This is a genomic window from Pseudomonas sp. TH41 (assembly GCF_016650695.1).
Taxonomy (GTDB): Bacteria; Pseudomonadota; Gammaproteobacteria; order Pseudomonadales; family Pseudomonadaceae; genus Aquipseudomonas.
This window is the reverse complement of sequence record NZ_JAEKFH010000003.1, coordinates 1,720,563-1,743,585: the sequence shown is the minus strand read 5'-3', so window position 1 is coordinate 1,743,585 and position 23,023 is coordinate 1,720,563. Positions and strand designations below refer to the sequence as shown.

Genomic DNA, 23,023 nt, shown 5'->3' with positions numbered 1-23,023 from the left:
AGCGCAGAAAAGTCAGCGGGGCGGTTACATTGATTGAATGGCTGATGCGCAAGCTAACGCCATAGCTTCAAGGTTTTGTTGGGTATGGCCGATAACTGTCACTGGACTCATCACAAACTATGGAGATACAGGATGTTCAAGCAGTTAACGCTCACCGCATTGTTGGCACTGACAGCTCTGACCGGTGGTTGTGCTTCGGTAAAGATGGCTGATGATACCCAGGACGCTCAGGCCAAGACGTTCCAGGCCTCTCCCGACAAAGCCAATATCTACGTTTATCGCAATGAGAGCATGGGCGCCGGGGTGAAAATGCCGGTGACGCTCAATGGCAAGCCTGTCGGGCAAACTGTCGCCAAGTCCTATCTGATGCTGGCAGTCCCAGCGGGCCAGCAGATCCTGGTGTCTTCGGCAGAAAACGATTCAGAACTGAAACTCACCGCAGAAGCCGGCAAGAACTACTTTGTGTGGCAGGAAGTGAAAATGGGTTTCATCAAGGCGCGAAACAGTCTGCAAGTCGTCGACGACAAGACAGGTCGCGCTGGCGTTAATGAAAGCAAGTTGATTCAAGCTCAGTAAGCGCAGTACAGCCCCTGAGCGCAGTGCGGGGGCTTCTTTAATCAGTTCGAAAAACTCGCCCGCTTTGTACTCTGACAGAGTGCTTTTGAGTGCGATCATTTCGGACACGTAATTGTCACGTCCGCTGAGTAATCGCCTTTCGGCGACGGCATGGAACCATCCATTGAAGTTTCGCAGCCCATTACTGAGTATTAGATAACGTATCTAAATCAGGGTAGGCTCGAAATATTCGGGTGGCCACTATTTCCTGTCACGCCATCGACTTCTTGCGTGGAGATAAGCGGTCAAATCACCGTAGCCCAGTTGAGCTGCAATTTCCGTTAACGACTCTCCCTGCATTTCAAGATGCAGTTCCAGTTCTGCGCGAATCTGATCGAGTAATTGTCTGAAGGTCGTGCCCTGCTCTTCCAGACGCCTGCGTAATGTTCTGGGCGTCTGGTGCAGCGCCTTTGCCAGATGGTCCAGATTTGGAGTTTCACCTCTCGCCAGAGACCGTCGCGCACCTTCAGCAACCTTGGCTGACCAACCGCTGAAATTACGGTGTGCGGCAATCCTTCGATCCAGCTCCTGAGTCAATAACTCCAACATCCCGTGATGACGGGTCTGCATCGGCAGGCTCAAGCTTCGAGCATCGTAATAGAGGCAGTTAGCCGTGCAGTCAAACTCGATACGATTGCCAAACCACTGGGTGTACTGTTTGTAATACGTGGGTCGCGAATGAATGAATTTTGCTAACACTGGCTGCACATCCTGTCCCGTTCCCCGTCGTAACTGCGCTATGGACATTGCGCCGTAGTGTTCGACGACATATCGCGCCAACTCTCCTGGCGCATCGACGCACAGTTCGATTCCGACACCGTTTTCGTCGTTCAGCAATTTCACATTATCAGTGTCCGAGGCAAGCGGTGCGTACTTGGCCCAAAGGTGCATGGACGACAAAACGTCGGGACTGTACAGGCAAAGATAAGCCAACACATGCCAGTCCTGAGGAGTGAACAGCGCGAACAGTTTTAACCCGATAGCAGGATCAATGCGCGCCGCCTCACGCCATAGCTGATTCAGTTCGATCAGGCTGTAATCCGTGGTTTTTCGGGAGACCTGGCTATCAAGGAAGCGCTCCAGCACCTGGCCCAGCCTGCCGCGATGAAATCGCTGGGGCGGGTGGTTGGCCGGTTCTAGCTCAATTCTGTCCATTTCGCGCATTGGGTGGGCTCGCTCCTGAGTCTCTAATGACAAGGCATTGCCCGCAAGGGCCTAAATCGAGAGTGCCATGAATACAACAATGCTCGTCAATCACCCTGCTGCGATAGTGGCCGGGATTTTCCTTGGCTTCATTTTGCTGGAACTTGCCTGCTCCTCGTTTCGTCAGTCGTCAGGTAGTAAACGTGACGTACTCATAGAAGTCGTCGGTTCCGGCTTATTAGTGATGGTCACATTCCCTTTAGTCATGTGGCTAAGCGGCACGATATTAAATCAGGCCATCCCGGATATGAAGGACGCGCTGTCCGGAATTCCATGGATTGCAGGATTTGCATTGTTTCTACTGCTGGATGACATGACCCAATATTGGTGGCATCGCCTGACTCATCGGGTTCCCGCTCTTTATGCATTGCATCGTGCACATCATTCCGCCCCCTATATGAGCGTCCGCATCGTCTATCGCAACAACAGTTTCTACTACCTTTTGATGCCGGGCATCTGGCTATCAGGTGTGTTGATTTATCTGGGGCTTGCACCCGTTTATTACGTTTATTTGATTCTAAAAATGACTGTGATCTTCGCGGCACACAGCAGCGTTACGTGGGACGACAAACTTTATCGCATCCGCGCTTTACGCCCCCTTATCTGGGTTCTGGAGCGAACCATCTCCACTCCATCCACTCACTCTGCGCATCACGGTTTGACTGCCGAGGATGGCGTGACGCACTACAAAGGCAATTTCGGTAACATGTTGTTTTTATGGGACGTGTTGTTCGGAACAGCCAAAATTACCCGTAGACGTCCGCCAGCGTACGGCATCGAACACTTGTCACCGATAAGCTGGAAAGAAGAATTGTTCTGGCCAATCGTCCGCTCCCACCGCACCGTACCCAAGGTAAGCAACGCTAAACAGAAGGTGGCGCAATGAGCCGTCATATCGTTCTGCTATCTGGATCGAATAGATCCAACAGTCAATCAGTCAAGGTTGCCAGTTATCTGCGCGACCGATTGGAAGCACTCGAGCTTTGTGACTCAAGCGAACTGATAGACCTGGCTTCTAGTCCGCTACCGCTTTGGCCAGAAGAAGACACTGAGGAAGTCTGGAGTGTCCAGCAATCTATCCTCAAAAAAGCAACAGCATTGATCGTGATTAGCCCAGAGTGGAATGGCATGGCTTGCCCGGCCCTGAAGAACTTCTTTTTGTACGCAGGGCTCGGCGAACTAGGACATAAACCCGCGCTTTTAGTGGGCGTTTCGGCTGGCCTTGGGGGAGCCTACCCAATTACAGAGTTGCGTGCTTCAAGCTACAAAAATAGCCGGATCCTGTATTTGCCTGAACAACTGATTATAAGAAACGTTGAATCGATGTTAAACAGCGAATGTCCTTCAGACGAAAATGACATTCGCATCCGCGCACGTGCCGACTGGGCTCTGCATATACTTTGTCAATACGATGAAGCCTTGCGCACGATACGACTTGCAATCAAACACCCGCCTGAGTTCTCTACCGGGATGTAAAATTGCCACACTTCAAGAACTGTTTAAATAAATTACACCCTTAAGCAGCACTATCAGCTTAACGTGACGGGGATGCTTGTTTTAACGCCTGCGTCCCTGACTCAATCAAGTTCTTCCATTATTACAGTGCGGTCTCTGTTTTTCCGGTTGTGTCATTTCGTTGCTGGGAGCATAAAAAAATCGTCCGAACGCGGCCCGAGCCTTCGGACGATCTTTTGATTTGCTTACGACCAACGCCGAAAAATCAGCGACGTATTCACCCCGCCAAACGCAAAATTATTGTTCATCACATACTGATTACTCATCTGCCGGAACTCGCCGCGCAGGTAGTCGAGCTTGCCGCAGTGCGGGTCGATATCGTCCAGGTTCAAGGTGTGCACATACAGATCGCGGTTGAGCATTTCGATGCTGAACCAGGATTCCAGTGCGCCGCAAGCGCCGAGGGTGTGACCGAGGAAGCTTTTCTGCGAGCTGATCGGCATGTGTTCGCCGAACAGGCTACTGGTCGCCAGGGTTTCGGCAATGTCACCTTGTTCTGTCGCGGTGCCGTGACCGTTCACATAGCCAATGTCCGAAGGCTGTAACCCGGCGTCTTCCAGCGCCAGTTCCATTGCCCGGCGCATGGTGGCCTGCTCAGGGCGGGTGGCGTGCTGGCCGTCGGCGTTGCTGCCGAAACCGACCAGTTCGGCATGAATGTGCGCGCCGCGAGCCAATGCATGTTCGAGTTCTTCAAGCACCAGGATGCCGCCGCCTTCACCGATCACCAGGCCGTCGCGGCCGCTGTCGTAGGGGCGTGGCGAGGTCTGCGGGGCGTCGTTTTTCAGGCTGGTGGCGTAGAGCGCGTCGAAGACCATGGCTTCGGTGGGGCACAGCTCTTCGGCGCCGCCGGCGAGCATGAGGGGCAGGCGGCCGAACTTGATTGACTCGTAGGCGTAGCCGATGCCCTGGCTGCCGCTGGTGCAGGCGCTGGAGGTCGGGATCAACCGGCCGGTGAGGCCGAAGAAGATGCTGATGTTCGCCGCCGTGGTGTGCGGCATCATGCGCACGTAGGAGTTGGCGTTCAGGCCCTCGGCCACTGAGTTGAGCAGCATGTTGCCGAACGCCTTGATCTCGTCGGTGCTGCCGGTGGAGGAGCCGCACGCGACGCCCATGCGCCCGTCCTTGATCGACTCGTCGCCCAGCAGTCCGGCATCGGCCAACGCCTGTTCAGCCGCGCCGACCGCCAGGCGCGACACGCGGCCCATGCTGCGCAGTTGCTTGCGGGTCCAGTGGCTCGGCACCTTGAAGTCATCGATGGGTCCCGCCAGACGGGTGTTGAGTTCGGTAAAACGATCCCACTCGTCCATCCGGCGAATGCCGCTGCGGTTGGCCGCGAAGTTGCCGGCGATGGTCTCCCAATCGCTGCCCAGTGAAGTGATGCCGGCCATGCCGGTGACGACGACGCGCTTCATCAGCACAGGCCTCCATTGACGGCCAGAACCTGCCGGGTGATGTACGACGCTTCCGCCGACATCAGGAAATTCACCGCGCCGGCCACCTCTTCGGGGGTGCCCATGCGTTGTGCGGGGATCATTTTCATCAGTTCTTCCACCGGCACGTTTTCATCGAGCATTGCAGTGTCGATCAAGCCGGGAGCGACACAGTTAACGGTAATTTTGCGCTTGCCCAGTTCGATCGCCAACGCTTTCGCTGCGCCGATCAGACCGGCCTTGGAGGCGCTGTAGTTGACCTGGCCACGGTTGCCGATCAACCCCGAAACCGAGGTGATACACACAATTCGCCCGGCGGCGCGACGACGAATCATCGGCATCATCACCGGGTGCAACACGTTGTAGAAACCGTCGAGGTTGGTGCGCATCACCACGTCCCAATCATCTTCGCTCAGCGCCGGAAAAGCCCCATCGCGCGTCAGGCCGGCGTTCAACACCACGCCGTAATAGGCGCCGTGAGCGTCTACGTCGGCTTCGAGAATGGCTTTGCAACTGGCGCGGTCGGACACGTCGAATTGCAGGATGCGCGCATGGCGACCCAAGGCTTCCACCTCGGCCTTCACCGCGATAGCGTCCGCTAGACCGCTGCGGCAATGCAGCACGATGTCATGCCCGGCCTGCGCCAGCCGTAAAGCAATGGCGCGGCCGATGCCACGGCTGGAACCGGTGACCAGTACGGATTCAGTCATGACTGGACTCCTGGGGATTCATGAAGATATTGAGCGGCCTGAGGCGGACGAAACACGTTCAGACGAGCGGTAGCGTGAATGCCGGGGGCGTTGATGTGGCATTCGAACACGCCCATGCCGTTGTCGTCTTCCAGTGAGCGAATCCCGTGGATCGTCAACTCGGTGCCAGCGGGGAAACACTCGACGTTGCATTCGAATTTACGGGTGCCCAGCAGGAAGCCCAGTGCCACCGCATCGCCGCGCTGGCGCGCATGACAGCCAGCGTATGCCGCCACACTCTGGGCCATCAGTTCGATGCCGACCCAGGCCGGCAGGCTGCCGTCGGGGCGGCTGAACAGGCCGTCGGGCCTGACGGTGAGGCGGGTGTAAATCTGCTCGTCATCGAACGACAGGATCTGCTCGATGAAGATCATGTCGCCAGCGTGGGGCAGCAGTTCGGCGAGCGGCCAGTCAATCATGGTGCGTCTCCGATTATCAGGCTGACGTTGTTGCCACCGAAGGCAAAGGAATTGCTCATCAGGTAGCGAGGTGCAATGGACGCCAGGCGATCGGTCGGGGTCACCCAATTCAGGGTTGGCAACTCGGGGTCGGGCTGACCGTCCCAGACGTGCGGCGGCAATGCATGCTCGCGGTTGTCAGCGCTCAGGCTCAACCAGCAGAACGCGGCTTCCAGCGCGCCGGCAGCGCCGAGGGTGTGCCCGGTCATGGGTTTGGTCGACGAACACGGCACTCCCCCAGGAAACACGGCCGCGACGGCCAGGCTTTCCATGGCATCGTTGTGTTGGGTGGCGGTCCCATGGAGGTTCAGGTAGCCGATTTGATCAGCTTGCAGGTGCGCGCCGTCCAAGGCTTTTTGCATGGCTTGCCGAGCGCCGCGGCCGCTCGGTTCCGGTGCGGAAATGTGGTGCGCGTCAGAGCTGGCGCCACTGCCCAGCAGGGCAATCGGCGGGTTGTCGCCAGCGCTTTTACTCATCAGGAACAGTACTGCGGCTTCGCCGATGTTGATCCCGTTACGGTTCACCGAGAACGGATTGCAACGCTGCTCGCTCACCGCTTCCAGCGCCGAGAAGCCATTGAGGGTCAGTTTGCACAGGCTGTCGACACCGCCGCACAGCACCGCATCGCACACGCCGAGGTTCAGCAGTCGCTGGGCGCTCATCAACGCTCGGGCGCTGGAGGTGCAGGCTGTGGAAATCACGTAGGCCGGGCCGCTCAATTGCAGCCAATCGGCGAGGAAATTTGCCGGTGCGCCGAGCTCCTGTTGCTGATAGTTGTACTCGGCAGGGAATTCATGCTCACGGATGTAATGGGCCAACCCACGACTGGCTTCTTCAATGCCCGAGGTGCTGGTGCCCAGGACGATACCGATGCGGCCACGACCGTAGGTCTGGATCACCTGGTCGATGTCTTCGCGAATTTGCAGCGCAGCTTCCAGCAACAATTGGTTATTGCGGCTGGCTTGCTCAATCAGTTCGGAGGGAATCGGCGGCAGTGCACCTTGCACGGCAGCCACCGGCAACGCTCGCTCCGTTACCCAACCGGACTCGCTGCGCATGCCGGAGCAGTCGCCGGCAAACAGGTTACGGGCGACTTCGTGCTTGCCACGTCCCAGGGCGCAGATCACCCCGAGGGCATTCAGATAGGCGGTCATGGTGCCTCCCCGCTCAGGGGCGTGACTTGATACTTCGGACCTTTGGGCAGGTTCAATTCAAAGCTCATCGGTTGTGAATACCGGACATCCCAGCGTGTTGGAAGGGCTCTCTGCGCGCCATGTTGCCAGGCGGCGGGGTAGTTGCCCGACAGTTCATCCTTGGGCGTCAATGCAAACAGCAGCGCCGCGAACAGCTCCCGGGCTTCCGGATTGGGCGGCAGCAGGCCGTCGGCTTGCCACTTTCCATCGATCAGCTTCTGGCGGGCCTGAGGAATGCCCAGCAGGTCCATCATCGACCAGCGAATGCCAGGGCCTTCACGCTGGATCACCAGCACCCAGTCCAGACGTTGATCTGCTTGCAAGCGCTGAATGTGCAATTGCAGCGGCAACGACAGGTTCGGGGTGTGCTCGGGCAGCGGCGGCTGGCTGGCGCAAGCACTCAGCAGCAGGGCACCGACCAGCAACAAAAACCGCCGCGCCACCGCACACCCTGTAGGAGCGAGCTTGCTCGCGATGGACGTCAACGATAATGCGAGCTGTCTGAATAAACCCGTTGGCCAGACTTTTTTCGCGAGCAAGCTCGCTCCTACAATGAACATCAAACAGCACCTTCAAGGGGTTTGCGCGCGACCACGTTGACCAGGGTTTCTTCCCGTTGACCAACGGGTTTTGGCTGGCGCAGGCCCAAGCGTTCGAGCAGGCCGAAATCCTTGGCACGGCTCCACCATAAATACGGATAAGACACGTTGTGCGGGCCAAATTCGAAACCCTGCCGACGAATCATCGCCAGATAGCCGTCAGCGCTCTTCTGCACCTGCATCGGGTGGCGGAACAGCCAGCGAATCACCCACGTATCAATGTAAGCCTCAGTGGATTCGGCGAACAGTAAATAACCGCCCGGCTTGAGCACGCGGTAGAACTCGGCCAGTGCTTGTTCCTGCTCCACCAGGTGGTGGAAGGTCTGGTGACAGAACAGCAAATCAACGCTGGAATCCGGCACGGCAAGCTTCGCGCAGTCGCTGCCGATCAGCTCCACGTCCATGCCCTGACGCATGGCTTCTTCGCTGCTCAGGGACAGGCTGTGCGGATCGGCATCCACACCGATCAACCGCAGCGGAGCAAAGATCTGGCGCAGGTGCTGGAACGACTTGCCTTGCCCGCAACCGGCATCTAGAAGCACCGCATCACGCGGCAGCGGTTCGCTGAACAGGCTGCGCAAATCGTTGATTGCTACCCGCAGCACACGGTGCTGCCAGGTGTGGCTGCGCAGGAACCAGAAACCGAAGCGGGTTTCTTCGACATAGTTGTCGCTCAAGTAGCTCATGTGCCATCCCTGGCACAGAGTTCCGACAGCATCCGCAGCCGGCGTTTCGGTTCGGCGACGAACGGATTGCGTTCGTCCCAGGCATAACCGGCCAGGATCGAGCAGATCATTCGGCGAATATCCGGTGAGCCGCCCTCATGGTAAATCACATCCTGGAACGTCCCGGCGTACCAGCCTTCGACGTAGCAACGGAACGTGTCGACACCGCGCTTGAGCGGCTCGGCAAACTCGGTCTGCCAGTCGACGCTTTCGCCCTGCAACTGACGGTGCAGGACACCGGCAGCCATACTCGCGGAGCGCATGGCGATGGTCACGCCGGAGGAGAACACCGGGTCGAGAAATTCCGCCGCGTTACCCAGCAACGCAAAGCCCTGACCGTGCAGGGTTTTGACGTTCGCCGAGTAGCCGCCGATGGTTCGCGCAGGCGTATCCCAGACCGCGTTGTTCAGCACGCCGGACAGGCTTGGAGTTTGCGCAATGAAGCCGCGCAGGCAGTCGTCCAGATTCTCGGTGCGACCTTCGAAGTGCTCGGCCGCTGCGACCACGCCCACCGAGCAGCGGCCATTGCTGAACGGGATGGTCCAGAACCAGATGTCGCGCTGGGTCGGATGGGTGGTGACGAGGATTTTCGTGCGGTCGAAATTCGGGTTGTCGATGTGGTCTTCGACGTGGGTGAACACCGCCTGACGCACCGGGAAGTTCGACGGTAAATCAAGGTCCAGCAGGCGCGGCAGGACACGGCCATAACCGCTGGCATCGAGCATGAAATCAGCTTCGATGCGATATTCGCTGCCGTCCTCACGGCGCACGCCGAGTTGCGGTTTCACCCGGTCGACGTCAACGCTGACAATCGCTTCGCCATAGCGAACTTCCACGCCTTGCAGCGCGGCCTGATCGGCCAGCAGTTTGTCGAAATCAGCGCGCTGAACCTGAAAAGTCGTCGGCTTGCCGTGGCTGAAGGTGTCACCGAAATCGAACGCGCTGTACTGCTCGCCCCACGCGAATGCCGCACCGGTTTTCAGCTGGAAACCGGCCGCGTTCACCGCCTCAAGCATGCCGGCTTCTTCGACGAAATCCAGGCAATGCGATAACAGGCTTTCGCCGATGGAAAACCGTGGGAAATGCTGACGCTCGATCATCAGGACATCGTGACCTTTGCGTTTGAGCAGCGCAGCGGCGATGGCCCCCGAGGGCCCCGCGCCGATGACCACCACCTGACGACGTTCCAATTCAACTGTTGGCACGGGGGCTCCTTGCCGGGAGGGCGATGTTCATGGGGGTTCGGTGCATGCCGGCGAGTGCCGGCAGCAGTGTGGCGATCAGGCCCATCAACATCAGCGCAAAATACAGCGCCGGGCTGATGAGCTGTTGTTGCAGCAGCAGGTTGAGAAAGACGATTTCACTCAAGCCGCGAATGTTCAGCAGGATACTTTCCCGCCAGCGACTGGCCCCTTCAAACGAAGCGCCGGCCCAGCCGAGGCCCAGCCAGTTGCCCAGCAGTTTGCTGGCAATCGGCAACAGCAGCAGTGCCGCCAGTTGGGCCCAGCTGAGGCTGTCCATGGCGCTGTGAACGTTGATCTGCACGATGCCGAACGTGAGGATCAGCGGGATCGCGATGTACATTTGCAAGCGAATCATCCAGCGCGCCGGCAATGGCAGTACCAGCGGCACCTTGAGCGTGGCCATGCACAACAGATAACCAATGCCGAAAATCAGCGCGTTGAGCTTGAAGTGTTCAGCGACCACCAGCAGTGCGAAAAAGCCGCCGGTGTGCAGCAACGGTTGGCGTAGACCCAGCAGGCGCAGCAGCAATGGCAGGCAAGCACCGGCCAGCGGCAGCAACAGACTGCTCAGGTGCAAGCTGCCCTGCGCGATGGCGAACAGGGTCCAGCAGGTGAGGTCGATGAGAATCGCCGTCTGCACCAGTCGCCGGGTGGCGGCGGCCGGGTAGTGGATGTGCCGCAAGTACAAATACAACACCGGAATCGCGGTAATGGCGAACAGCAGGCCGACCGCCAACGAGCTGATCCACGGTTGCGCCGGCAACAGCCACACCGCCGTCGCGAGCCCGCAGGCGAACGGAATGCAGAAGCTTGGCAAAGCGATTTTTACGCTTTGACGGTCGAGTCGCAGGTCGATGACGTCACTGAGAATGTTCCCCAGCAGCAAGGCAAAACTCAGGCTGTAGAGGTTTTTCAGCCAGACCGGTGAGATCAGCTCGGCACCGCTCAATTGCCAGCCCGGCTCGATCCAGAAGTACATCAACAGCGGCAAGCCGACAGTCGCCAACAGCAACTGGCTGACGATCGGGATCAGGCCAAAGCGACGACCGACGTGCGTGGCAACGGCGAACAACGCCAGGGCCATCACCCAGAACAGGACGACGCTCACGCTGCCGACTCCACAACAGGCGCCGGATGGACGTGTCGACCGGCCCACGGCGCCAGCATGAAACTGAACGCCAGGCCGAGGCTCACCGATAAACCAAAGTTGCTCACCGCCGGCGTGCTTGACACCGCCAGCAATCCAAACGACAGCCAGGTGGTCAGCGCCGCCAGCAAGGTGCCCAGCAGGCTCACGGCAGCGCCGCCGACCTGCTCGCGCATGAGGATCGCGTAGTCGACGCTGATCGCCGTCACCAGCAGCAGGCCGAACAGGCTGAACAGCGTCAGCGGCTGACCGAGCCAGCCGAGACTGGCGAGGCTGCACAGGGCGGCCAGCAATGGCAGTGCGACAATTCGCAGCGCGCCACCGAGGCCGAACGGCAGGATCAACACCAGCACGATCAACACGCAGGAAGCGAGTTTCAATTCGGCGGCACTGATCTGAGTCGCGGCGAAAACACTGTTCAACTCACCGAGACGATCTACCAATTGCACGCCCGGCAAGTCCAGCGCCTGAGCTTGCAACAGGGCAGGGCTGTTCAGGCCTTGCAGGCTGACCATAGCGGCCACACCGTCTTCGGTCGGCCCCAGCCACAACGGGCGGTAGGGCTCCGCCAACGGACCGGCCAGCGCCGAATCGATGTCTTCGGTGGGCAGCGTCTGCAACTTCGTCAACTCCGCTTGCAGCGCCGTGACCGGCACGCCGACGTCGAGAAGTGGTTGCCAGAACAGCGGCAGCTTGTTCAGCGCCTCGCGCACTTGGCGCTGTTCGCTCGGTTGGCTGACCAGTTGATTCAGCGAGAGGTAGCCCTGGAGTTTGTTCAGGTTGATTAACTGATCGAGGCGTTCGTTCAACGCGGTTTGGCGCTCCAGCAATTGCTGCTGATTGCTCGCGCGCACCAGGAAAAATTGACTGGTGGGTTGATAGCCGGTGATGCGCGCAATGGTCTGGGCCTCGTCGGTCAGCTGCTGCGGTGTACCGATCCATTGGCGAATGTCGTTTCTGCTGTCGAGCTGCAGCAGACCGCCGACACAGAAAGCGATCAGCAGTGCGAGCAAAATCGGGGTACTCACGTATTTGAGCAGCGCTTCACGCAGGTTCACCAAAAACGCGCAGACGTGCAGCGGCCACTGCGCGGGACGTAAATCCGTGCCCCGGAGCAGCGCCGGCAATAGGCACACGGCGGACAAGTAGGCGCCGACCAGGCCCGCCGCTGAGAACACGGCAATCTGGGTCAGCGCCGGAAACGGTGTCCACGCCAGCGCCAGGTAACCAATGCAACTGGTGATCAGGCTCAGCGTCAGGCCTGGCAGCGTCAGGCGCAATGCCGGCCAACTGTGCCAGGGTTTCAGGCTCCAGCTCTTGGACAGGTAATGCAGCGGGTAATCGACCGCGACGCCGATCAGGCTGGAGCCGAGCACCAGCGTCATCACATGCATATGGCCGAACATCGCCACGCAGGCCACCGCGCCAAACAGCATGCCTGCCAACACCGGGACGAAGGCCAGCAACACCCGAAAACGGCGGAAGACCAGCAACAACAGCAATAGAATCCCCGCCGTAGCGCCACCACCGACCCAGGTAATTTCGCGTGTGGCTTGCTTTTGCCCGTTGGCCGCATAGAGCAAGCCGCTGGCCGCGAGCAGTTGTACATTCGCTTGGGCGGCTTCTTCGCGGCTGTGTTTGAGCAAATCGGCCACTTGCAGCGGCAGGCTCATGTCAAAGGCGTTGCCGGTGGTGCGTGCCCGCAGCAGCACCCAACTCTTGCCGTCGGCATCGGCAATCAGCGCGCCGCTGCCGATGTCCAGTTGCACCGAGCCGTGTTGCGGCTGACTGTTCTGGATACGCCCGGTCAGGCCCAGCCAGTCATCCTGGCTCGGCACCAGACTGAAGCCGGTGAACGGGTCGAACAGAGCTTGTACCCGCTGCTGAATAAACGCATCGGGATGCTCGATCAGTTGCTGCCGATCCGACACCGAGAGCATCGCCAAACGGCCTTGGAGCAGTTGCGTGCGCAGCGCCGGCAAGTCCGCTTGCAGGGTCCACTGGACCTTTTCGAACAAGCCGCTGGCTTGCCACTGCTCGCCCAGTTTCTGCGCCATGGTGATGGCTTGCTGGCGATCGGTGTGGCCGACCAGCACCAGCATTTCGCGGTTCAACGGTTCTTGCATGCGTTGTTCGGCGCGCAGTTCCAAGGCGTCCGGTGCGGTGCCGGGCACCAGTTCCATCAGGTTGGCCGACAGCGGTGCGCCGTCACGCCACTGCCAACCGGCGAGCGCGAGCACCGCCAGCAGCAGGATCAGAAATAGCCGCGGAAGACTCCGTTCACTCGGCAAAGTCATGTTGCTCCGGGTCGCTCAATGGTCGGGCGCTAGTGCTGTCCTGCATGCGCAACAGGGTGCTGTCACCCTGGGTTTCCAGCAGCTCGATGGTTTGCACCAACTCGCCGCCAGCGATATTGATTTGATTGAACACCTGTTTGAGCAGCATTGAGCGCGGGACCAGGGTCAGCTTCCAGTTCTGGGCATCGCCGCTCAGCGACAGTTCAAAGTCACGTTGCAGCCCACTGCTATCACCTTGCAGCACGGCGAGGAACAAGCGGTTCTGCTCGGCACCGGCGCTCTTGCCGGGCAGCATCTGCCAACCAGTGACATCACGTCGCGCGATGCCTTTGTCGTTGATGCGGTAATCCTGTTGCAGCGGGGTTTTCAGCAGCCACAGCAGGCCATGGTTTTTTGCGAGGACGAAAGTGCCCTTGCTGGTCAACGGCTGGGGCAGGGCGCGCAGGTGTTTTTCCTGAACGAAATTGCCATGGATCACGTCGGGTTTGGCCAGTTGATCGCTGAGTTGCTGCAAATCGAAGGCGTTGGCCAGCCCTGGAATACCCAATAATACGCAGAACACTGTAGGAGCGAGCTTGCTCGCGAAAAACCTGAGAGTGCCGCGGAGTGTCAGGTACCCAGCGTCATCGTTAACGACCATCGCGAGCAAGCTCGCTCCTACAGGTGGACGCGAGTGATAGAAAATCATCGCACAGCTCTCTCTACGGCTTGGACAAACACCTTCGGCGAGGCCAACTGCATTTCGCGGCTGCTCATGTCGACGGCGACTTGCACGGAGCTGGCGCGGGTCAGGCGTTCGCCGGTGTCCAGATCGCTGATCAGGTAACTGATTTTCAGACGGTTCTCCCATTCCACCAGATTCGCTCGCACATTCAGCTTCTGGCCGAACACCGCACCGCGTACGTAGCGTAGCTGCAGGTCGATCACCGGCCAGGCATAACCCGACTCGACCATCGCGGTGTAGTTGTGGCCGATCTTGTCCAGCAATGCGCAGCGAGCGACTTCCAGGTATTTGATGTAATGGCCGTGCCAGACGACGTTCATGGTGTCGACGTCGAAGAACGGCACGAGGATTTCCGTATCGGTGTGAAGCACTCCCTTGCTACGCATGCAGCCTCCAGTGTTGCTCGGCGATACGTTTCAGGCACAAGCGTAATTCGCCTTCCAGCGCACGGTCTTCGATGACCGGCGGGAAGTCCTTGGCCAGTTCTTGATGCATGGCGGCGAGGGCCGGTGGCAATGGGCGCGCGTCTTCGGCCTGGCTGCGCAGCCATACGCCTTGGTTGGCGGCGAGCAACGTGGCGGCGGCGACCTGTTCGGTCAGCTCCAGCACGCGGATCGCATCGCGGGCGGCGATGGTGCCCATGCTCACTTTGTCCTGGTTGTGGCATTCGGTGGAGCGCGAGAACACGCTGGCCGGCATGGTGTTTTTCAACGCTTCGGCGGTCCAGGCGCTGGTGCCGATCTGCACGGCCTTGAAGCCGTGGTTGAGCATCGCGCGATCAGCGGTGGCGCCGGACAAGTTGCTCGGCAAACCATGGTTGTAACGCTCGTCCACCAGCAGCGCGAGTTGGCGGTCCAGCAGGTCGGCGACATTGGCCACCAGGTTTTTCAGGCTGTCCATGGCGAACGCGATGTGGCCGCCGTAGAAGTGGCCGCCGTGCAGCACGCGTTCGGCTTCGGCGTCGATGATCGGGTTGTCATTGGCGCTGTTCAGCTCGATCTCGATGAACGAGCGCAGCCAGTTCAGGCTATCGGCCAAAACGCCGAGGACGTGCGGCGCGCACCGCAGGGAATAGCGGTCTTGCAGGCGATGCAGCGGCGCGGTTGGTGTGTCGATCGCCAGATCCTTGCGCAGCCACGCGGCGACTTGCATCTGCCCCGGATGCGGTTTTGCGGCGAACAGGCGCTCGTCGAAGTGTTCCGGATTGCCTTGCAGCGCGACAACGTTCAGCGCGGTGATGCGGGTGGCCAGTTGCAGCAGGTAATCGGCGCGGGCGTAGGCCAGGCAGGCGAGACCGGTCATGACGGCGGTGCCGTTCATCAGCGCCAGGGCTTCTTTGGGGCGCAGCACCAACGGCTGCCAACCGAGTTCACGATGCACATCGGCGGCTTGTCGGCGTTCGCCACGGAACATCACTTCGCGCTCGCCGGACAGGGTCGCGGCCACATAGGACAGCGGCGTCAGGTCACCGCTGGCACCCACCGAACCTTCTTCAGGAATCAGCGGCAGGATGTCGTGTTCGAGGAAGGCCTGCAGGCGCTCCAGCAGTTCTATGCGAACCCCGGAAACGCCGTGACACAGCGACTGCAAACGCGCCGCGAGTACCGCGCGGGTGGCTTGTGCGTCGAGCAGTTTGCCCAGCCCGCAGCCGTGAAACGTGTACAGATGACGGGGCAGCGCCTCGACGTGATGCAACGGCACCGCGACCACGCAGGAATCGCCATAGCCGGTGGTGACGCCATAAATCACGCCTTCCTTGTCCAGCAGCGAATCGAGGAATCGCGCGCCCTTGGCAATGCGCTCGCGGTACGCGGGGTCGCTCTGCAACTGCGTCGGCACCTGACGGTTGGCCAGGGCCAGCACATCTTCAATGCGCAAAGGGAGTTCGCCGAAGGTTACCGGCTCAAGCGTTGGCGTCGTCATCGGTCTTCCAGAAAGGGTAAAAGTTGAACCATTGTTGAGGTGCTTCGAGGCAATAGTGACCCAAGCGTTCGGCGTAGCGCGAAGCCCACTGATGAATGACCTGCTCGCGGTCACTGCGCTTCCACACCACGGCCTCGGTGAACGGCTCGAGGGTCAGTCGATAATCGCCTGTCGGCTTCTTCAGGCACAGCAGCAGATTGACCTTGCACTTCAGCAAACCGGCCAGCAGCCATGGCCCCTGTGGGAACGCGGCTTGATGGCCGAGGAAGTCCACGGTCACGCTGCGCCCGCCATGCAGCGGTACGCGGTCACCGGCAATCGCCAGCCACTCGCCGCGCTCCAGGCGCTCATGCAGTTGCAGCATGATCAGCGGGTCCAGCTCACTGACCTGAATCAGCCGCAGATTGGTCGCCCCGGCCTCGCCCAGCAAGCGGTTGAACTGCTCGGCGTGCTTGGTGTGCACCAGCACATTCATTGTCACCTTTTCGCCGATCTCGGCCAGCGCGCGGCAGACTTCGAGATTGCCCAAGTGCGCGCCCACCAGCATCTGCCCTCGCGTGCCACGCAGCTGATTGCGCAGTAACGCCGGGTCGATGATTTCGATCTGCTCGATGCTCAACTTGCCGTTCCACACGTCGAGCTTGTCGAGCATGGAGTCGGCAAAGGCCATGAACTGACCGAACACCCGCCAATGGGTCGGGCGCAAGTCGCTGCGCCCGCTCCAGTCGGCGAGGCGCTGCTGGTATTGCCAGGCGCTGTGGCGAGCGCTACGACCGAACAGGAAAAAGTACAGGACGATGCCGTACAACAGCGGGCTCAACAGCCTGCGGCCGAGCACTTTGGCGCCGAATGCAGTGAGCTTCATCAGCCAGAAACTGCCGCGCTCCTGACGGTCGGCCCAGTGTTCTTTGTCGGCGTTGATGCTCATGCTCGCCACCGCCGCCAGAGAATCACTGGGGCCCTTAGCAACATGCCGAAGAACAACCGGGTGTGCATGCTCGAAATCAGTACGTTGTCGTGGAACATCCGGAAATGTGAAACGCCATCCAGTGGGTAGTGGACCTTGACGGGCAGCCACTGCATCGGCAGGTTGCGCCAGGCCAGCCGCACCAGAATGTCCGAGTCGAAGTCCATGCGCTTACCGATCCTGGCCGAGTCAATCAGCGCCAGGGTCGGCGGCAATGGATAGATGCGGAAGCCGCACATGGAATCGCGAATCTGCAATGAAAGCGTGTTGATCCAGACCATGACGTGCGTCAGGTAGCGGGCGTACAAACGACCTTTCGGCACACTGGCGTCGTATTGCGGATAGCCGCAAATCACTGCTCGCGGATGGGTGCGTGACAGTTCAATGAAGGTCGCAACGTCATGCAGGTCGTGCTGGCCGTCGGCGTCCACCTGCAAGGCATGGCTGAAGCCCAGGCGCGAAGCTTCGCGAAAACCGGTCATGACCGCGCTGCCCTTGCCCTGGTTGGCGGTGAGCCGGATCAAGTTGACCATTTCACGCTGGGCCAGGTGGTCGAGCACTTTTGCGCAGGCCGGGCTGCTGGCATCGTCCACCAGAATGCACGGCAGGCCATTCGCAATCAGCGCATCGACCACGGTGGTGATTGCGGTTTCGTGGTTGTAGACAGGGATTACGGCGCAGGGGTTATGCATATGGCTCACACCTCGCCCTTGTAGCAGCTGCCGAAGGCTGCGTCCGAGCGCGAAGCGCTCGCATCTGGAACAGCCCGGTTATTCTGAAAGTCCTCCACTACCGGATGACGACCGCTTCGCGCTCGGACGCAGCCTTCGGCAGCTGCTACAGGAGATCTCAACTTACCCACAGGCCACCTCCAGCAAAATCCGCCCACTGGAGCAGGTGGCGGTTTCATTGCGATAGGTGAAATACAACTTGCTGCGTACCGGGTCGAAGCGCAGGTGCAACTGGATTTCATCGCCCGGGCGCACCAATTGCTGGAATTTCAGCACTTCCATGCCGGCGAATTTCTTTGGGACGTCCATCAATTGCAGGCCGAGGCTCAGCGCCCATTCCACCTGTACCACGCCGGGTAATACCGGCGCCTTAGGGAAGTGGCCGCTGAAGTAGGCGAGGTCTGGCGGTACCGCCAGTTGCAGGCTCCACTCGCCGTCGACTTCGACTTGTTCCAGCACTTGCGGTGCCTTGGGGCGAGGCGCCAACAGCAGCGCATCAACATCGGCCTGGGGCAACTTGCCCTGAGGCGTCAGTGGCAGTTGCCGCAGCAGGCGCCAGCGTCGTGGCAGCGCCAGGGTTTCGCAATGCTGGCTCAGATGTTGACGCAACTCTTGCGTGAGGGTGCGTCGACCCAGATTGCGCAAGGCATGCAAACCCGCCTCGCTCAGCACCAGCAGCGCCCCCAGTGAAGCGCGGTTTTCCTGAACCACCCCGAGGCGCGCTTCAGCGACCCAGTCGTGGTCCATCAACGCCTTTTCCAGCATCGGCAATGAAATACGTTTCTCTTCCAGTTTGACGATTCGGTCCAGTCGTCCGAGCAGTTCGAAGCGACCATCTCCGGCTATCCGCGCAGCGTCGGCGGTGTGTTCCACATGGCCCGGCGGCAAGTACGGCGAGGCGATGAGCAGTGCGCCGTCGCTGTCCTGGCTCAATTCGACACCCGCAAAGGGCTGCCAGAGGTCGTGGCCCTGACGCCAGGCAATGCCGCCGGTTTCCGAGCTGCCGAGAATTTCCGTCGGCCATTGTTGCAGCCGTTCGTGCAAGCTTTGTGCCGCGTCGTCCGGTAACGCGCCACCCGATGAAAACACCCGGCGCACCACGCTCAAGGCCGGCCAGTCGAGGTTGTCGCCCATGCGCTTCAGTAGCGCAGGGCTGGCAACCCAGGCAAACGCCGGGTGTTCGCGGCTGGCGCGCTGCAAGTCTTCCGGGAAGGCCAGTTGCTTGCGCACAAACGGGCGGCCGGCGCACAGCGGCCACAGCACCCGAAACAGTAAGCCGTAGATGTGCTGGGTGGCCACACTGCCAATCATGCATGCCGGGCCCAGATCGGCCCCCCAAAGCTGCTCCAATGCTTCGACTTCATTGGCCAGTTGGCGCAACGTTTTCTCGATTCGCTTGGGCTCGCCGCTGGAGCCGGAAGTGCACAGGCTCAGCGAGCAGCGGTCCAGATCCAGTGCCGTGGCGGCCAGTGGCGGATGTCGGTAATCGCTCAGGTGAGCGTCGTCAGCCTGATCGGTCAGCCACAGGTCGACATCGCTCGACCAGCGCTGGCGAGTCTGGGGTTGCAGATCGGCGGGCAGCAGCACGCTGACCCCCGCGCGCCACGCGCCAAACAGCGCAATCGCGAGATCGGCGGCATCGTCGAGGTGCACGGCAATTCGCCGCACACCTTGGGCTTGCAGCCCGGCAGCCAGGCTCAAGGCCTGTTCGCAGAGCTGCGCGTGATTCAGCGCCGGTTCGGCCGTCACGGCACGCTCCGGTTGAGCCTTGAGCAACAATTGCTCAAGTTTTATCCAATTCATGGGTGGCCTCGTACCCGTTGTCGAATGAGCCATTCAATGGCAAACATCAGGCCGATCAATCCATAGGAGATCAGGCCGGTGTACAACATCCACCAACTCAGCGGCGCCCAAAGGGTCAGGGCGGCGGCGCACAAACCGTTGCAGAGAAAAAACACACTCCAGGCCACCGTGACCTGGCGGGTGTAGCGAATGGCCTTGGCCGGCAAATGGGGTTCTCGCAGACGGGCCAGGCGTTCGACCATCGGCGGGCCATATTTCAGGCTCACCCCGAACAGCACCAGCATGAAGCCGCTGATCAGCACCGGATACCAGCGCAGCAGGACCGGGCTGTCGAACAGTGCAAGCAACAGGCAAAACACGATGGCAATGACGGCCATCCACAGGCTCCCTGGTCGCCGCACACCCGTCAGCGCGCGCGCCAGCCACAGGCTGCCCAGCAGCAAGCCGAACTGCCACGGCGCGAAATGTTCCATGCCGAAATACACCGCAAAGGGGTACAGCAGGCCCGCCAGCAGCAGGCCAAGGCCGATCAGTCGGCTCATGCGGCCGGTTGAACCAGACGGTAGACCGCCTCGACCACGTCGCTGACAGTACGCACCGATTTGAATTCTTCGGCGGCGATTTTTTTGCCGGTCTGGCGTTTGATGTGATCGATCAGGTCGACCGCGTCGATGCTGTCGATTTCCAGGTCCTGATACAGGTTGGATTCGAGGCTGACACGCTCGGGACTCAGCTCGAAGAGTTCCACCAGAGCATCGCGCAGGGTATTGAAAATGTCGTCACGAGTTTGCATGGTCCGGTCTCAAGCTGCCTGTTTTGCAGTGACGAACGCCGCAAGGCTCGCCACGTTGCTGAAGTGATTACGGGTGTCCTTGGCGTCGGCGTCGATTTTGATGCCGTACTTTTTCTGGATCGCCAGGCCGAGTTCCAATGCGTCTACCGAATCCAGGCCCAGGCCTTCGCCGAACAGCGTCTGGTCATCATCGATGTCGTCGGCGCTGATGTCTTCAAGACCGAGGGCGTCGATGATCAGCAGTTTAATTTCACGGTGCAGTTCGCTCATCTTCGGCGAGCTCCTTAATAAAGTAGTGATGCAAATAATCGTTGAGCTTGCGCGAGGCCTGAGGCGCAGGGCCTTGCACGGCGAAGGTCTGTGGGTCTATATCGGCCCCGACACGGAAACTGAAGTGCACGCGACGTTTTGGGATCCGATACCAGGGTTCAGCCTTGGTCAACGTGGTGGGACTGACCTTGATGATGACTGGGGTAAGGATTTTCGCACCACGCAGGGCGATCGCCGCGGCCCCCCGATGGAAGGCCGGCGGCTTGCCTGGAACGGTGCGAGTCCCTTCGGGAAAGATGATCAAGGTCTGACCGCTTTTCAGTGCGTCGGCCGCGTCGTCGAGCATGTCCATGCTGCCGTCGTTGCTGATGTATTCGGTGCGGCGAAGCGGGCCACGGGTAAAGGGGTTCTTCCAGAGGCTTTGCTTGACCACGCAATTGGCATGGCGCACCAGGCCGATCAGGAAAACCACATCAATCAGCGACGGGTGATTGGCAACGATGATCTGACCCGGTCGGCCGAGGTTTTCCGCGCCCTGAATGTCGTAGGTCAGCACCCCGGTACGCGCCATGAACCGGACAAAAAACCAGAACAGGCGAGCAACCGTATGTCGCGCTCGCTGCCGATGCGTCTGGGCATCGCCTGGCAGGCAGCTCAACAGCGGGAAAAACACCAGGCGCAGGCACAGCCCGCCTAACCCGAACAGGGTAAAGCTTGCAGCGGTTGCCAGCAGGCGCCAGTAGTAGGCGTCGCGGTTCTTTTCGGTTACAGGTTGCGTTGCCAGGTCCATACACGATTTTTCCAGGCATGTTGGCAGGTGGTCTTCTGGTCCAGCAGGGTACGCAATAGGTTCAGGGCATGGGGCCAGTGGGTTTTGGACAACTCATTCGGGGCGCTGTTCAGGGACAATTGCCAGTCATTACCGGGAGTCAGCAGGAGGCCGACCGCGTAAGGGAACGGCACATCGTCAATCCAGGCCGAATAGGCCTCGGGCGGCTGTTCTTCGGTGACCACCAGCAGCACCGCAGGCGCGCCTTCCTCAAGTAACGCCGCGGCCTCTAGCATGCCCTGTTCGAGGCCATCCCCAGCGGCGGCGAGGGCCGTCATTTCGCTGGTTTCACCACGCATTATCGACCACAGGCCAATAATCGCATTGTGCACCGACAGGCTGAACTGAGTCGGCGATAACGGCTGATCGACGGCCAGATCGCTGAGAATGTCGAAGGTGCGCGGTGTCTCGCCATGGCGGGAAATAAAGACCAACGGTAGGTCTTGGCGACCCTCGGCCAATGGCCAGCCAACACTGAACGCCATCCGCGCCAGACGGCTGAGTCGCCGACGCTGCATGGCCGGCAGAAACGAGACGTCCGGCGCTGCATCGCTGCTCGCAAGCGCGACCGGTTGTCGACTCCAGGCCTGCCAATCGTCCACGCTTTCGAGCCCCGGGGCCCACGCGCGCCATTGGGCGATGTTGAAGTTGATCACAGACATTCATCCCGCCCCTGCGGGGCTTTCTTGACGCGGTGAGTCACAAAGATAGCGACAGACCGTACGAGGCGCTAAACGCCGAGTGGCGCGCATTATCCCGGTGCGGCGGACCTGTAGCAAATGCTGGTTACATTTTGCTCAAGCAAAATGTACCGGTTGGTTCGGCTGCAGCTGTCGACTGCCATTATCCACATTGTAATCGACCTGTCTGTCGGCTCTGTCAGCGATCAATCCATGAGTTTTCGGTTTTTTAATCCCGAGACAGCGACTGACTGTGTAGTCCCTGTGCCGTCGAGGTAGCTAAGCGAGGCGGTGGACTACTACACTCGGTCATTCTTTGATACACGGAGGTTTTGACATGCGGCGCGTGGTGTTCAATCAAAAAGGTGGTGTAGGCAAATCCAGCATTGCCTGCAATCTGGCGGCGGTTAGCGCCAGCGAGGGTTATCGCACCCTGTTGGTGGATCTCGATGCCCAGGCCAACTCCACTCAGTACCTGACAGGTTTGACCGGTGATGACATTCCGATGGGCATTGCCGATTTCTTCAAGCAAACGCTGTCTTCCGGGCCGTTCTCCAAAAAAAACCAGGTCGATATCTACGAAACCCCGTTCGACAACCTCCACGTGATTACGGCGACCGCCGAGCTGGCCGATTTGCAGCCCAAGCTTGAGGCTAAACACAAGATCAACAAGCTGCGCAAACTGCTCGATGAGTTGGCCGAAGACTACGACCGAATCTACCTCGACACCCCGCCAGCGTTGAATTTCTACGCAGTATCGGCGTTAATTGCTGCCGATCGTGTCCTGATTCCTTTTGATTGCGACAGTTTTTCCCGCCAGGCGCTTTACGGCCTGCTGGCGGAAATCGAAGAATTAAAGGAAGACCATAACGAGGGGCTGGAAGTTGAAGGCATCGTCGTCAACCAGTTCCAGATCCGCGCCAGCCTGCCCCAGCAAATCCTCGACGAACTGATCGCTGAAGGTCTGCCGGTGCTGTCGGTGTATTTGGGCAGCTCAGTGCGGATGCGTGAGTCCCACCAGGCCAACACGCCGCTGATCCATCTGGACCCGCGGCATAAGCTGACTCAGCAATTCGTCGAGTTGCACAAACTTCTCGAAAACGCCTGAAGCCGGCAGACACCCTGATT

25 protein-coding genes are annotated in these 23,023 nt (G+C 59.7%); 4 read left to right on the top strand and 21 right to left on the bottom strand.

Going from position 1 to position 23,023, the window contains the following annotated elements; genetic code table 11:
• Window positions 1-132: 132 nt before the first annotated feature.
• The gene (locus JFU37_RS10555; protein WP_201115242.1) at window positions 133-576 is read left to right on the top strand and encodes a DUF2846 domain-containing protein; all 444 of its coding nucleotides are present in this window, start codon (window positions 133-135) and stop codon (window positions 574-576) included.
• Window positions 577-816: 240 nt separating this feature from the next.
• On the opposite strand, the gene JFU37_RS10550 is transcribed toward JFU37_RS10555, so the two are convergent.
• Entirely contained in the window at window positions 817-1,779 is a 963-nt protein-coding gene (locus JFU37_RS10550) for an AraC family transcriptional regulator (protein ID WP_201115241.1), read from the bottom strand.
• A gap of 67 nt (window positions 1,780-1,846) precedes the next feature.
• Between JFU37_RS10550 and JFU37_RS10545 the strand changes: the two genes are divergently transcribed.
• Window positions 1,847-2,704 (top strand): sterol desaturase family protein, encoded by an 858-nt coding sequence (locus JFU37_RS10545; protein ID WP_201115240.1) that lies wholly within the window; start codon window positions 1,847-1,849, stop codon window positions 2,702-2,704.
• On the top strand, window positions 2,701-3,294 hold the full coding sequence (locus JFU37_RS10540) for an NADPH-dependent FMN reductase (protein WP_201115239.1): 594 nt from the start codon (window positions 2,701-2,703) through the stop codon (window positions 3,292-3,294). The genes JFU37_RS10545 and JFU37_RS10540 overlap by 4 nt, the downstream gene beginning before the upstream one ends.
• A 224-nt stretch (window positions 3,295-3,518) precedes the next feature.
• On the opposite strand, the gene JFU37_RS10535 is transcribed toward JFU37_RS10540, so the two are convergent.
• From JFU37_RS10535 to JFU37_RS10440, 20 genes are all read right to left on the bottom strand, one after another.
• A complete protein-coding gene (locus tag JFU37_RS10535; RefSeq protein WP_201115238.1) occupies window positions 3,519-4,745 on the bottom strand; it encodes a beta-ketoacyl-ACP synthase in 1,227 nt (408 codons plus the stop codon).
• On the bottom strand, window positions 4,745-5,473 hold the full coding sequence (gene fabG / locus JFU37_RS10530; protein WP_201115237.1) for a 3-oxoacyl-ACP reductase FabG: 729 nt from the start codon (window positions 5,471-5,473) through the stop codon (window positions 4,745-4,747). The genes JFU37_RS10535 and fabG overlap by 1 nt, the downstream gene beginning before the upstream one ends.
• Window positions 5,470-5,931 carry a hotdog family protein gene (locus JFU37_RS10525; RefSeq protein WP_201115236.1) on the bottom strand — a complete coding sequence of 154 codons (462 nt, stop codon included), beginning with the start codon at window positions 5,929-5,931 and terminating at the stop codon, window positions 5,470-5,472. The genes fabG and JFU37_RS10525 overlap by 4 nt, the downstream gene beginning before the upstream one ends.
• The gene (locus tag JFU37_RS10520; RefSeq protein WP_201115235.1) at window positions 5,928-7,124 is read right to left on the bottom strand and encodes a beta-ketoacyl-[acyl-carrier-protein] synthase family protein; all 1,197 of its coding nucleotides are present in this window, start codon (window positions 7,122-7,124) and stop codon (window positions 5,928-5,930) included. Before JFU37_RS10520 ends, JFU37_RS10525 begins: the two co-directional genes overlap by 4 nt.
• Complete coding sequence (locus tag JFU37_RS10515; RefSeq protein WP_242485723.1) at window positions 7,121-7,723, bottom strand: hypothetical protein; 603 nt, start codon at window positions 7,721-7,723, stop codon at window positions 7,121-7,123. Before JFU37_RS10515 ends, JFU37_RS10520 begins: the two co-directional genes overlap by 4 nt.
• Entirely contained in the window at window positions 7,723-8,448 is a 726-nt protein-coding gene (locus tag JFU37_RS10510) for a class I SAM-dependent methyltransferase (protein ID WP_201115234.1), read from the bottom strand. Before JFU37_RS10510 ends, JFU37_RS10515 begins: the two co-directional genes overlap by 1 nt.
• Window positions 8,445-9,692, bottom strand: coding sequence for a tryptophan 7-halogenase (locus JFU37_RS10505; protein WP_201115233.1), 1,248 nt, complete (start codon window positions 9,690-9,692; stop codon window positions 8,445-8,447). The genes JFU37_RS10510 and JFU37_RS10505 overlap by 4 nt, the downstream gene beginning before the upstream one ends.
• A complete protein-coding gene (locus JFU37_RS10500; protein ID WP_201115232.1) occupies window positions 9,679-10,839 on the bottom strand; it encodes a sodium:proton antiporter in 1,161 nt (386 codons plus the stop codon). Before JFU37_RS10500 ends, JFU37_RS10505 begins: the two co-directional genes overlap by 14 nt.
• Window positions 10,836-13,175, bottom strand: coding sequence for an MMPL family transporter (locus tag JFU37_RS10495; protein ID WP_201115231.1), 2,340 nt, complete (start codon window positions 13,173-13,175; stop codon window positions 10,836-10,838). The genes JFU37_RS10500 and JFU37_RS10495 overlap by 4 nt, the downstream gene beginning before the upstream one ends.
• On the bottom strand, window positions 13,159-13,863 hold the full coding sequence (locus JFU37_RS10490; RefSeq protein ID WP_201115230.1) for an outer membrane lipoprotein carrier protein LolA: 705 nt from the start codon (window positions 13,861-13,863) through the stop codon (window positions 13,159-13,161). The genes JFU37_RS10495 and JFU37_RS10490 overlap by 17 nt, the downstream gene beginning before the upstream one ends.
• Window positions 13,860-14,285 carry an acyl-CoA thioesterase gene (locus JFU37_RS10485; RefSeq protein WP_201115229.1) on the bottom strand — a complete coding sequence of 142 codons (426 nt, stop codon included), beginning with the start codon at window positions 14,283-14,285 and terminating at the stop codon, window positions 13,860-13,862. Before JFU37_RS10485 ends, JFU37_RS10490 begins: the two co-directional genes overlap by 4 nt.
• Window positions 14,278-15,822: an HAL/PAL/TAL family ammonia-lyase gene (locus JFU37_RS10480; protein WP_201115228.1), complete on the bottom strand. Its 1,545-nt coding sequence runs from the start codon at window positions 15,820-15,822 to the stop codon at window positions 14,278-14,280. Before JFU37_RS10480 ends, JFU37_RS10485 begins: the two co-directional genes overlap by 8 nt.
• Window positions 15,803-16,750: an LpxL/LpxP family acyltransferase gene (locus JFU37_RS10475; protein ID WP_201115227.1), complete on the bottom strand. Its 948-nt coding sequence runs from the start codon at window positions 16,748-16,750 to the stop codon at window positions 15,803-15,805. Before JFU37_RS10475 ends, JFU37_RS10480 begins: the two co-directional genes overlap by 20 nt.
• Window positions 16,747-17,481, bottom strand: coding sequence for a glycosyltransferase family 2 protein (locus tag JFU37_RS10470; protein ID WP_201115226.1), 735 nt, complete (start codon window positions 17,479-17,481; stop codon window positions 16,747-16,749). Before JFU37_RS10470 ends, JFU37_RS10475 begins: the two co-directional genes overlap by 4 nt.
• Window positions 17,482-17,643: 162 nt before the next feature.
• Window positions 17,644-19,323 carry an acyl-CoA synthetase family protein gene (locus JFU37_RS10465; RefSeq protein WP_201115225.1) on the bottom strand — a complete coding sequence of 560 codons (1,680 nt, stop codon included), beginning with the start codon at window positions 19,321-19,323 and terminating at the stop codon, window positions 17,644-17,646.
• Complete coding sequence (locus tag JFU37_RS10460; RefSeq protein ID WP_201115224.1) at window positions 19,320-19,865, bottom strand: COG4648 family protein; 546 nt, start codon at window positions 19,863-19,865, stop codon at window positions 19,320-19,322. Before JFU37_RS10460 ends, JFU37_RS10465 begins: the two co-directional genes overlap by 4 nt.
• Window positions 19,862-20,116 carry an acyl carrier protein gene (locus tag JFU37_RS10455; RefSeq protein WP_201115223.1) on the bottom strand — a complete coding sequence of 85 codons (255 nt, stop codon included), beginning with the start codon at window positions 20,114-20,116 and terminating at the stop codon, window positions 19,862-19,864. Before JFU37_RS10455 ends, JFU37_RS10460 begins: the two co-directional genes overlap by 4 nt.
• 9 nt (window positions 20,117-20,125) lie before the next feature.
• Window positions 20,126-20,386 carry a phosphopantetheine-binding protein gene (locus JFU37_RS10450; RefSeq protein WP_201115222.1) on the bottom strand — a complete coding sequence of 87 codons (261 nt, stop codon included), beginning with the start codon at window positions 20,384-20,386 and terminating at the stop codon, window positions 20,126-20,128.
• Window positions 20,367-21,176 (bottom strand): lysophospholipid acyltransferase family protein, encoded by an 810-nt coding sequence (locus tag JFU37_RS10445; RefSeq protein ID WP_201115221.1) that lies wholly within the window; start codon window positions 21,174-21,176, stop codon window positions 20,367-20,369. The genes JFU37_RS10450 and JFU37_RS10445 overlap by 20 nt, the downstream gene beginning before the upstream one ends.
• On the bottom strand, window positions 21,152-21,877 hold the full coding sequence (locus tag JFU37_RS10440) for a beta-ketoacyl synthase chain length factor (protein WP_201115220.1): 726 nt from the start codon (window positions 21,875-21,877) through the stop codon (window positions 21,152-21,154). The genes JFU37_RS10445 and JFU37_RS10440 overlap by 25 nt, the downstream gene beginning before the upstream one ends.
• A 355-nt stretch (window positions 21,878-22,232) precedes the next feature.
• Between JFU37_RS10440 and JFU37_RS10435 the strand changes: the two genes are divergently transcribed.
• Entirely contained in the window at window positions 22,233-23,003 is a 771-nt protein-coding gene (locus JFU37_RS10435; RefSeq protein ID WP_201115219.1) for a ParA family protein, read from the top strand.
• The last annotated feature ends 20 nt before the right edge of the window (window positions 23,004-23,023 follow it).

Coding starts and splice junctions, on each gene's coding strand:
- JFU37_RS10555 (WP_201115242.1), top strand. CDS start 133: ATGTTCAAGCAGTTAACGCTCACCGCATTGTTGGCACTGACAGCTCTG.
- JFU37_RS10550 (WP_201115241.1), bottom strand. CDS start 1,779: ATGCGCGAAATGGACAGAATTGAGCTAGAACCGGCCAACCACCCGCCC.
- JFU37_RS10545 (WP_201115240.1), top strand. CDS start 1,847: ATGAATACAACAATGCTCGTCAATCACCCTGCTGCGATAGTGGCCGGG.
- JFU37_RS10540 (WP_201115239.1), top strand. CDS start 2,701: ATGAGCCGTCATATCGTTCTGCTATCTGGATCGAATAGATCCAACAGT.
- JFU37_RS10535 (WP_201115238.1), bottom strand. CDS start 4,745: ATGAAGCGCGTCGTCGTCACCGGCATGGCCGGCATCACTTCACTGGGC.
- fabG (WP_201115237.1), bottom strand. CDS start 5,473: ATGACTGAATCCGTACTGGTCACCGGTTCCAGCCGTGGCATCGGCCGC.
- JFU37_RS10525 (WP_201115236.1), bottom strand. CDS start 5,931: ATGATTGACTGGCCGCTCGCCGAACTGCTGCCCCACGCTGGCGACATG.
- JFU37_RS10520 (WP_201115235.1), bottom strand. CDS start 7,124: ATGACCGCCTATCTGAATGCCCTCGGGGTGATCTGCGCCCTGGGACGT.
- JFU37_RS10515 (WP_242485723.1), bottom strand. CDS start 7,723: ATGTTCATTGTAGGAGCGAGCTTGCTCGCGAAAAAAGTCTGGCCAACG.
- JFU37_RS10510 (WP_201115234.1), bottom strand. CDS start 8,448: ATGAGCTACTTGAGCGACAACTATGTCGAAGAAACCCGCTTCGGTTTC.
- JFU37_RS10495 (WP_201115231.1), bottom strand. CDS start 13,175: ATGACTTTGCCGAGTGAACGGAGTCTTCCGCGGCTATTTCTGATCCTG.
- JFU37_RS10490 (WP_201115230.1), bottom strand. CDS start 13,863: ATGATTTTCTATCACTCGCGTCCACCTGTAGGAGCGAGCTTGCTCGCG.
- JFU37_RS10485 (WP_201115229.1), bottom strand. CDS start 14,285: ATGCGTAGCAAGGGAGTGCTTCACACCGATACGGAAATCCTCGTGCCG.
- JFU37_RS10480 (WP_201115228.1), bottom strand. CDS start 15,822: ATGACGACGCCAACGCTTGAGCCGGTAACCTTCGGCGAACTCCCTTTG.
- JFU37_RS10475 (WP_201115227.1), bottom strand. CDS start 16,750: ATGAGCATCAACGCCGACAAAGAACACTGGGCCGACCGTCAGGAGCGC.
- JFU37_RS10470 (WP_201115226.1), bottom strand. CDS start 17,481: ATGCATAACCCCTGCGCCGTAATCCCTGTCTACAACCACGAAACCGCA.
- JFU37_RS10465 (WP_201115225.1), bottom strand. CDS start 19,323: ATGAATTGGATAAAACTTGAGCAATTGTTGCTCAAGGCTCAACCGGAG.
- JFU37_RS10460 (WP_201115224.1), bottom strand. CDS start 19,865: ATGAGCCGACTGATCGGCCTTGGCCTGCTGCTGGCGGGCCTGCTGTAC.
- JFU37_RS10455 (WP_201115223.1), bottom strand. CDS start 20,116: ATGCAAACTCGTGACGACATTTTCAATACCCTGCGCGATGCTCTGGTG.
- JFU37_RS10450 (WP_201115222.1), bottom strand. CDS start 20,386: ATGAGCGAACTGCACCGTGAAATTAAACTGCTGATCATCGACGCCCTC.
- JFU37_RS10445 (WP_201115221.1), bottom strand. CDS start 21,176: ATGGACCTGGCAACGCAACCTGTAACCGAAAAGAACCGCGACGCCTAC.
- JFU37_RS10440 (WP_201115220.1), bottom strand. CDS start 21,877: ATGTCTGTGATCAACTTCAACATCGCCCAATGGCGCGCGTGGGCCCCG.
- JFU37_RS10435 (WP_201115219.1), top strand. CDS start 22,233: ATGCGGCGCGTGGTGTTCAATCAAAAAGGTGGTGTAGGCAAATCCAGC.